9 protein-coding genes are annotated in these 9,689 nt (G+C 29.9%); 5 read left to right on the top strand and 4 right to left on the bottom strand.

Annotated features, from left to right (window positions below):
* The first annotated feature begins 720 nt into the window (after nucleotides 1-720).
* Nucleotides 721-1,977 (top strand): hypothetical protein, encoded by a 1,257-nt coding sequence (locus tag RH98_RS13905; RefSeq protein ID WP_010256221.1) that lies wholly within the window; start codon nucleotides 721-723, stop codon nucleotides 1,975-1,977.
* Nucleotides 1,978-2,315: 338 nt separating this feature from the next.
* Nucleotides 2,316-2,741, top strand: a complete 426-nt coding sequence (locus RH98_RS13900) for an acyl-CoA thioesterase (RefSeq protein ID WP_010256218.1) — start codon at nucleotides 2,316-2,318, stop codon at nucleotides 2,739-2,741.
* 73 nt (nucleotides 2,742-2,814) lie between these two features.
* Here RH98_RS13900 and mdtD read toward each other — a convergent pair whose 3' ends face one another.
* Together mdtD and RH98_RS13890 are read right to left on the bottom strand one after the other, a co-directional pair.
* Nucleotides 2,815-4,254 carry a multidrug transporter subunit MdtD gene (gene mdtD, locus RH98_RS13895; protein WP_010256216.1) on the bottom strand — a complete coding sequence of 480 codons (1,440 nt, stop codon included), beginning with the start codon at nucleotides 4,252-4,254 and terminating at the stop codon, nucleotides 2,815-2,817.
* 382 nt (nucleotides 4,255-4,636) lie between these two features.
* Nucleotides 4,637-5,218: an anthranilate synthase component II gene (locus tag RH98_RS13890; protein ID WP_010256214.1), complete on the bottom strand. Its 582-nt coding sequence runs from the start codon at nucleotides 5,216-5,218 to the stop codon at nucleotides 4,637-4,639.
* A 41-nt stretch (nucleotides 5,219-5,259) separates the two neighbouring features.
* Here RH98_RS13890 and RH98_RS13885 point away from each other — a divergent pair, with 41 nt between their 5' ends.
* Nucleotides 5,260-6,231 (top strand): aminodeoxychorismate synthase component I, encoded by a 972-nt coding sequence (locus RH98_RS13885; RefSeq protein WP_010256211.1) that lies wholly within the window; start codon nucleotides 5,260-5,262, stop codon nucleotides 6,229-6,231.
* Between the two features lie 70 nt (nucleotides 6,232-6,301).
* Here RH98_RS13885 and RH98_RS13880 read toward each other — a convergent pair whose 3' ends face one another.
* Both RH98_RS13880 and RH98_RS13875 read right to left on the bottom strand, forming a co-directional pair.
* Entirely contained in the window at nucleotides 6,302-7,009 is a 708-nt protein-coding gene (locus RH98_RS13880) for an SIMPL domain-containing protein (protein ID WP_010256207.1), read from the bottom strand.
* An 89-nt stretch (nucleotides 7,010-7,098) separates the two neighbouring features.
* Nucleotides 7,099-7,743, bottom strand: coding sequence for a rhomboid family intramembrane serine protease (locus RH98_RS13875; RefSeq protein WP_026038916.1), 645 nt, complete (start codon nucleotides 7,741-7,743; stop codon nucleotides 7,099-7,101).
* Nucleotides 7,744-7,841: 98 nt separating this feature from the next.
* Here RH98_RS13875 and RH98_RS13870 point away from each other — a divergent pair, with 98 nt between their 5' ends.
* Nucleotides 7,842-8,741: a lysophospholipid acyltransferase family protein gene (locus RH98_RS13870; RefSeq protein WP_010256200.1), complete on the top strand. Its 900-nt coding sequence runs from the start codon at nucleotides 7,842-7,844 to the stop codon at nucleotides 8,739-8,741.
* A 174-nt stretch (nucleotides 8,742-8,915) separates the two neighbouring features.
* Nucleotides 8,916-9,596, top strand: coding sequence for a TIGR02117 family protein (locus tag RH98_RS13865; protein WP_010256198.1), 681 nt, complete (start codon nucleotides 8,916-8,918; stop codon nucleotides 9,594-9,596).
* Nucleotides 9,597-9,689: the final 93 nt, after the last annotated feature.

Raw genomic sequence — 9,689 nt, 5'->3', positions numbered from 1 at the left:
AGTAAGTAATAAAAAAGAGTAAATAATTAAGACACCTCATCAAACTACATTATCAAAACCAGTATCAGCATTAAAAAACAATCCTGATAAGGATATTTCAGCATTAGTAAATGGATTATTTATGTAAAAAATAGATTTCTATAGCGAATAGATTCCCTATATATCAATAGCTTATGAGAGTTTAAATAGATATTTTAATTATCTGAGCAGAATAAAAAAAACACCTCACTTTTTTTAGACCTAAAAACCGTATCTAACTACATTACAACACATTAGTCTAAAAATAATTTATTTGGTTAAAATTACAACACCTGTCAAAGCCTCTATTCATAAGCATTAGAGCTAAATCCTTCAACACTTCTTCAACACTTCCCCATGATTGCTCCATATAGAGGGCTATTTGTTGAAGGAATCTTGAAGAACTGTTGGCGCATTGTTGAAAAAATCATATCCTCTATAGTGATAATGACACAGGAGGAATCAATAATTCCAAGAATCATTTTAGGCACTTCTATTCAAAAAGACTTTTGTACAAAAAAAACAATTAGATCAATAGCTATTTTCAGATAATCGTAAAACGTTCATATCTTAGCAATTAGAACTTATAAACAAAACTACTCGACAAACTTAGTTTTAAGTCCTAGAATACTTACCTTATACTGAAAATGTACAGTAGGTAATATTACCCACCTTACTTTTATAATTACAAACACCATCACTATGAGTTTATCAAATGATAGTAGCCAATTTCCTAAAGAAGATAAGAATAAAGGCAACATTAAAGTAACAAGTACTGAAATTGCAATCTATAACACGCCTTCTAACTATACAGAGAGACCTATACGAATTGATGAAATAGAATATATTTATTTAATCACCAGTAATTATAGTGAACCGATATTATATATTTATCAAGGACAACCTTTTTATTTATCATTAGCTTGTATAGGCTCAGAAGAACTTATACATACACTAGCCAAAGTATTTCACTTTAATATTTATCAAGCACTAAGTAATATTAACAATCCAACAAATAATCTTTTTTGTCTATACAAAACAACATTTAAAAAAAGCTACACTATTGTTAACGATTGCGAAAAAGATTATTTTAAAGGCTTTGAGATATTAGCACCTACTCCAATATTCATCCCATGGTCAATAACTAAAAGCGAATTACTAAAATGCCATCATACAAAAATTGATAATCAGTATTTAAGTATTACCTATCCAGTACGTATTGGCAATTTAATTATCAATAATTTAGGTACTTATATTGACAATACTAGACCAGATGTTGCATTAAGAACTTATTATGCTAAATGCTATAAGGAAGATGGGTCAGATAAAAGCTTTTACGAATTAAAAAACGCAATTGACAAAACCGTACCAGACACCCTTACCGCAAGCTATACAAATAATTATATAGTTTCATCTTTTAAAGTCGATAAAGATCAAGTAACAATAGGTTTGAATTATTCCTATGATTGTCCAGATTTTCGATTTATTACCGAAAACTACACTTTACTTACTATTGAAACAAATTATCACTACCCTGAGTTATTACAAGATAAAGTTTACGAAAATGTTGTAGAATTATCACATACACTAATTCTACTCCATAATTTAAAGACTCCTTCTAATTATCACAGTAATGATAAAATCAGATACACGCCTAAACCAATAAAATCATATAGTAATGACAAAACAATTATATGGATTGACGACTTAAACAATGTTACAGGATTTGCAGATAATACAAATGCAATATGGTTTGCTAATAAAGAAATTGATTATTTCATAGTTTGGAATATATTACCAGCAAAGGGTCGTGGTTCTAGTGGACTCTCCATTCATCTAAAAGATGGTAGTTCTACAACTGTTTTAGAAGGAGCACATGATACCATTAAAAATCAGTTAGGTGAATTACAACAGTTCTTAAAAAATGAAGTAAAGTTCTTTGAAGATTATGACTATTAATCTTTACTTCACCTAAATATTATTATAGTAATAAAAATGTAAATAATTAAAAACAAGCAAAATACTGTCATTTCAAAAATAGAATCTATAGCTATATAATAAAATACATCATAACAAACTAATAAGATCAACAGTCATTCAACTTACAAAACATTTAAGATTTTAGAATAATTAAACTCAATACCATTTATAGTACTTATATTTGCATGTCATTAAATGAGTAGATTAATATGTTATTCATGTAAGTTTTTAAGTAAGTAATGCTCATAGACTTTGGAATATATTAATTACTAGATTTAATCTAACGTCATGTTTTAAAATAAGAATATTATATAGGTATGGAAGGTCAATTAACAAATAGAGAACAACGCATTCAAAAGAAAATTAAAGACTCAGAGACACACGTATTCAAAGCGGTATTTCCTGGGCAGACAAATCACCATAACACTATGTTTGGTGGGGCTGTAATGTATATTATGGACGAAATTGCTTTTATGACTGCTACTCGTTTCTGTCGTAAACCAATTGTTACAGTATCTAGTGATAAGGTTGACTTTAACCATCCCATTCCTGCAGGTACATTAGTTGAGTTAATCGGTACTGTTGTACGCGTAGGTAGAACGAGTTTAGATGTACGTGTAGATGTTTTTGTAGAGAGTATGTATAGAGAAGGAAGAGAAAAAGCAATTACTGGAACATTTACATTAGTCGCTATTAATGAAAGTAAAAGACCCGTTCCTGTACTTGACGAAGTAGACGAATAGTAATAAAAAATATTAAAAAGTAAAGCCCTAAGAATATTCTTAGGGCTTTACTTTTTCAAACCATATTGTATTATTAAACTTTAGGTTCTAATTTTTCTCTTTCTTTATAAATACGCTTACCAGACATACTAGCTCCCGCATCTCTACCAAGTCTTAAAAAGATTGCACTAGACAATATAGTCAATATACCCATTACTAAAAATGTATATCTAAACACTCCTATAGGGTCTGCAACTCCTATTTCATTGTTTTTAAATATCAATAAAAACATAGCGGAAACAGAAATACCTAAACTAATTGCCAATTGTTGAGTTACTGATAATAAACTATTCCCTTCGCTAGAAGTCTCATTATCTAAATCCGCAAGTGAAATAGTGTTCATCGAAGTAAACTGAACAGCATTAAATGCCCCATTAAATAGCATCAATATAATAATCACCCAAAAAGGTGTATTTGCATTAATAAAAAAGAAACAAGAGATTAACAGTCCTAATAAAATTGTATTAGATACTAAAGTAGCTCTATATCCGTATTTCTTAACAATAGGCACTACAAAATTACGTGAGATTAAATTGGCAAATGCTTGTGGAATCATCATCAAACCCGCATAGAAAGCAGAATATCCATACCCTACCTGCAATAATAAAGGTACCATCAATGGCATTCCCCCAATTCCCAAACGAGTAAGAAGATTACCTATCAGACCTATTCTTAATGTGGTAATTTTAAATAATTTTAATTGTATAATAGCATTATCATGTCGTCTAGCATATTTAATATACCCTATCACAAATAGTATAGCTAATATCAATATCGCAATTAAATGATAAGCTGTCAAATTTGGGGAGTTCCATCTTTCAATTACTAAAGTAATCGCTGTTAATGCTCCACTTAATAATATCCACCCCCACAAGTCAAACTTACCTACTTTATTTGTAAAATTAGGAACTATAGACTTAGCTAATATAATAGCTATAATACCTACTGGTAAATTAATTAAAAAAATCCAGTGCCAAGAGAACTTCTCTACCAAAAAACCTCCTGCTGTAGGCCCTAACATTGGCCCTATCAAGGCAGGTATGGTAATGAAATTAATAACTTTTAATAGTTGGTTTTTAGGATAGGCATATAACAAAGTTAACCTTGCAACTGGTACCATCATAGAACCTCCTATAGCCTGAAAGATACGAGATAAAATAAGCTCGTCTAACGTTCTCGACAGAGAACAGAATAATGATCCAATGGTAAAAATGGCAACTGCCGCTATAAAAATATTCTTTGTTCCATATCTATCTGCTAACCACCCACTCAATGGAATAAGTAATGCTACTGTGAGCGTATAAGACACTATTACACTTTGCATTTCTAATGGTGATTCTCCTAAACTTCTTGCGATGGAAGGTAATCCGGTATTAAGTATTGTCCCGTCAAGTGCTTGCATAAATATAGCTAATGCTCCTAACCATGGTAAATACTTTTGGATTCTTGGATCTTGAATAACCCCTGCTTTCATATTTTCTTTTCCTTTTCTTTTTTAAATAGTAACTTTTTAAACTTAGATAATAGGGAAAATTCTTTTTAAAGCCAACGATATCAATTCACTCTTAAATAACAATAAAAACCAATTGAATATACAATAAAACAATACACTCTTTTTACAGTTTTTACACTAAATTATAACAATATTGACATGAAGTTCGATAACAAGATTTACAATTCTTTCCCCTTATATATCAAGTGTTATGCAAAGATAAGTCATTCTTTTGAAGTAAGTTTTTATTGCAATTTCTAACTTCATCATTTTAGGTCGAAAAAAAAATAGTATTAATCAATTTTGAGTTTATAATTTTCTAGATTAGTAAATTCTATGTTACTTTTCGATTATTACGATAATTCTACTGTTCTATCCAATTATTTATCATTTTTTCACCTTCCTTGGTCATATAAGACTCAGGATGGAACTGAATACCCTTAATATTATACATTTTATGCGATATTGCCATTACGATATCATCAGTACTTACGGCAGTAATTTCAATATCAATGGGTAGACTATCCTTAGCGATTGCCCAAGAGTGATAAAGTCCTACAATAGTAGTTGGACTAATGTCTTTAAACAAAACATCCTCCTTGTCGAGGATATTGATTGTTTTTTGTTGTCCATGAAATACAGTTGATAAATTAATCAATTTACCACCAAAATATTCTCCTATGGTTTGATGTCCTAAACACACACCTAAAATAGGCTTACAAGATTTATAAGTATCTAGAATATTAAATAGAATAGGATAACTACTAGGTACGTCAGGTCCTGGCGAAAGTACTATTTGATCATATTTTTCTAATTGCATAACATCTACCTTATCACTCTGAATAACTGTAATATCACATAATGGATGTTCATCAAAAATTTGATATAAATTATAGGTGAAGGAATCATGATTATCAATTATAACAATTTGTTTCTTTTTGCTCATAAACAATTTTGTACTTTTAGCACCTAATTTTAAGGATTAAAATGAAGCTCAAAGATACGATTATCGAGAAAATGAATAAACTGGGAAGTAAAAGAATTCCCTTTCTTTTTATTATTGATTTTTCAGAAAACGAAGCATATATTGAATCCTTAGAGAATGTCAATGATAAAGAAATATTATACAACTTTAATGGAGTCACTAATATTACTATTGAAACACCTGTATTTACACCTATTCATTTAAAAAGCTTTCCTATTTCTTTTGAAAATTATCAAAAACAATTTGATAAAGTACATCACCAGATTACTATAGGAAATACCTATCTAATAAATCTTACTATTCAAACACCCATTGAGATAAACGGAAATTTAACTGATGTATTCCTGCAATCAAAGGCAAAATATAAATTAAAGTTTCGAGATGAGTTTGTTTGTTTTTCACCAGAGATATTCATCAAAGTAAAAGACAATAAAATCTATTCTTATCCTATGAAGGGTACGATAGATGCTAATCTGCCCAATGCAGAGATGCTAATTCTTAATGACGAAAAAGAAACAGCAGAACACTACACGATTGTTGATTTAATTCGCAATGATTTAAACATTGTAGCTAAGAAAGTAAAAGTCAATAAATTCAAATATTTGGATAGGATTGAAACTTCAAAAGGTCCAATTCTACAAATGAGTTCAGAAATAAGTGGTGAATTACCCAGTACTTGGCACAATGAAATTGGTAGTATCTTTAATAAATTATTACCCGCAGGCTCTATCACTGGCTCACCAAAAGAAAGTACCGTTAATATTATAAAGAATACCGAAACCTATAATAGAAAATTCTATACAGGTGTTTGTGGAATCTATGACGGCAAAAGCATTGACAGTGCTGTAATGATACGATTTATAGAAAAAACAACAGAGGGCTTTGTGTACAAAAGTGGTGGCGGTATCACATTTTCTAGTGATGTCAATAAAGAATATGACGAAATTATTCAAAAAATATATATCCCTCAATAAATTAAAAAAACCTATCACAGCATTATTATCTGTAATAGGTTTTCTATTTAATATAACTTTTCTATTTATCTTATTCTAATGAGAAGCTAATAGATACATTAGAAACTACTTCTATCTCTCCTACTGCTAATGTTTCATCCATTGCGTCAGCCCCCATACCAGCACTTTTCATCATATACATAGGTCTGACAACTGGTGGTGCATAAGAGCCTCCATCACTCACAAGGATAGCTTTTCCTACTTTTTGACCTAATGCATTAGCATAATCAGTTGCTTTCTGTTTAGCTTCTTGTACCGCTAATGTTCTAGCCTCATTTTCGTAAGAAGCAGCTTTAGAAGATTCAAACTGTACACCATCTATCCTATTTACACCAGCGTCCATCACTCCTAACATCAATTGCTCATATTTATCGATGTCTCTCAATGTAATTTTAATTGTTTGACTCGTAACGTAGTAATCTTTTCTTATTTTAGAATCACTTGACTTATAAAGATTGACACGTTGCGTTTGTATATCTTTATCATCAATTTTTAAGCTTTTAATGTATTTTAAAACTTTAGCAATTGCCTTATTATTTTCTTCTTTTGCTGAGACTGGACTATCTCCTTTATTTTCTACTCCAATGTGGATAATAACTCTATCTGGAGTTACATTTACTTTACCCACACCACTTACTTGAATTTGTGGTGTTACATCATAAGTTGATGAACCCGTTTGAGCCATCGAAACTGTCGAAGCTAAAATCATTGTTGCGAATAATACTGAAATTCTTTTCATACCTTTTTCATTTTGTTAGTATAACAAATATATCTAAAGTCTATGCAAACATGGATTTCTATTCACAATAATTAACACTTTTATGTTGACTACAACTTCCCTTTTTTATACAAAACAAACAGTATTAATATAGGTATCAACATAATAGCTATTAACCAGCTATGGCTAGATATTAATATCGGAAACTTTAATAAAATCAAAACTAATCCTCCTATTGCTCCACCAATATGTGCTGAGTGACCAATTCCGTCACTCTGCTTACGCATTCCATAAACAGAATATAGTAGATATAATATTGCAAAAACATAACTAGGCATTGGGATAATAAAGAAAACGCCTAACATCATATCTGGATTCATCATTATAGAGGCATACAAGATTCCCATTATTGCACCAGAAGCCCCTACTGCTCTGTAATTTGGTACATTTTGATAGAATTGATAGGTAATCATATTTCCTACTATCATACTAACAAAATAAATAAGTAGAAAATAAATAGGTCCAACTGCATAAAGCACTAAATCTCCAAAGAAATAAAGTGTCAACATATTGAACATAAAATGCATCCAATCTACATGCAGAAAACCTGAAGATACAATTCTATAGATTTCTCCTGATTTAATGCGACTAACATCAAAACAATATTTATAAAAAAAATTAAAGTCTTTAAGGCCTTGATAAGTAAAAAGACCAGTAACTATCATTATAATTAGTACAACTGGTGAAACGTCCATCATAAATTTTTTTGCTAAAAATAAGCATTGTTTATAATACTACATTAATAATTGTTGAAAATAGACGAATCAAGTATATTTGCAGAAATTGACAACGAATGAAATTCATTATATATATAATCGCTTACCCTTTATTATGGCTTATCTCAAAACTTCCTTTTTGGTTGTTTTATTTTGTATCAGACTGTTTTTATGTTCTGTTATACAAAATTATAGGGTATAGAAAGAAAACGGTGAGAGAAAATATTAAGCTCACCTTACCTGATTTAACAGATGAAGAAGTAAGAATAGTAGAGCGTAAATTCTTTAGACACTTATGTGATATCTTTTTAGAGATGATAAAAACAATAACAATCTCAGAAAAAGAATTAAAAAAACGTTTTAAATTCACTAACCTTGATGTTGTATTAGAAGCCGAAAAACAAGGCAAAAGCGTACTGCTTTTTTGTGCGCATTACGCTAATTGGGAGTGGCTAATTATCCTAGACAAATACATTAATTTTCAAGGTTATGCTGTATATAAAAGAATAAACAATCGTTATTTTGATAATCTTTTTAAACGTATTCGCTCTAGATTTAATACTGTACTTATAGAAATGAAGGAAACAATTCGTACAATTCGTACAAATGAAGTGAATAAGAATCATGGTTTCTATGCTTTTGTAAGTGATCAATCTCCAATGATTAGTAAATCTAATTGCTGGCAAGATTTTATGGGTATTGAAGTTCCTATATTTACAGGTGGTGAAGCATTGTGTAAAAAATTCAACATGATCCCAATGTATCTAAAAGTCGAATATATAAAAAGAGGACATTATCAAGCTACTTTTATCCCACTTCTACAGGAGGGAGAAGAATCTAAAGATGTATCTAATTACGACTTAATGCACCGTTTCTTAAAGCAAGTAGAGATATCAATAAAAGAAGCACCTGCATATTATTTCTGGACACATAAAAGATGGAAACACAGAGGTAAAAAACCAGCAAACATTAAATAAATTATTAGACAAAAGCACCATTAAGTGGTGCTTTTTTTATGAAGTAATCAATAAAAATAGTGATTCTAATATGTTAAAATAGCTCTATATTTACACATTTATAAAACTAAATAGAATACTATATAATCAAAACAAGATAAAGTATTTCGATTTTTTAGTATTAATGAGTAAAATATGACAACAGTAATTAAAATAGGTAAAATACTTGGGTATATAGTAGGCGGTTTTATACTTCTAATAGTGTTATATTTTATATTTGCAAGAGTACTTTCTAGTATAACACTAAATAAAAAACAAGCTGATAATGATGATGTCACAATGTATATCAGCACTAATGGAATGCACACTGATTACGTATTCCCTATTAAAAGTGAATATATTGACTGGAGCAAAAAATTTCCTTTTGAAAACACAAAAAGTAGAAGCACCAATCAAAAATATGTTGCTATAGGATGGGGTGACAAAGGCTTCTTTTTAAACGTTGACACATGGGACAATGTAAAACCTTCTATTGCAGTAAATGCAGCTTTAGGATTGGGAACAACAGCATTACATGTTACCTATTTAAAAGATGTTTCAGAAGATAAAGATTGCAAAAAGATTACAATCTCTGCAGAACAATACAAAAGTCTAATTCAATACGTAGAACAAAGCCTAAAAAACAATGTAGAGAACCAGCCTATCCTTATAGTTACTGATAAAGTATATGGAAATAATGATTCTTTTTACGAGGCAAAAGGCAGTTATAGTTTCTTGTATACTTGTAATACTTGGGCAAATACAGGTCTTAAAAAAGCTAAAATGAGATGTTGCTTATGGACACCTTTCCAGGAAGGAATATTCAGAAAGTATTAATGATAGAAATAATCATTTATATTGTTGATATAAGTTCTAGTTGAATAATCATTTTTAATAATAAAGTGAACTACTATGTGACTTTATAAAAAA

This window comes from Myroides injenensis M09-0166 (assembly GCF_000246945.1).
GTDB classification, from domain to species: domain Bacteria; phylum Bacteroidota; class Bacteroidia; order Flavobacteriales; family Flavobacteriaceae; genus Flavobacterium; species Flavobacterium injenense.
This window is presented reverse-complemented; position numbering and strand designations above follow the sequence as displayed.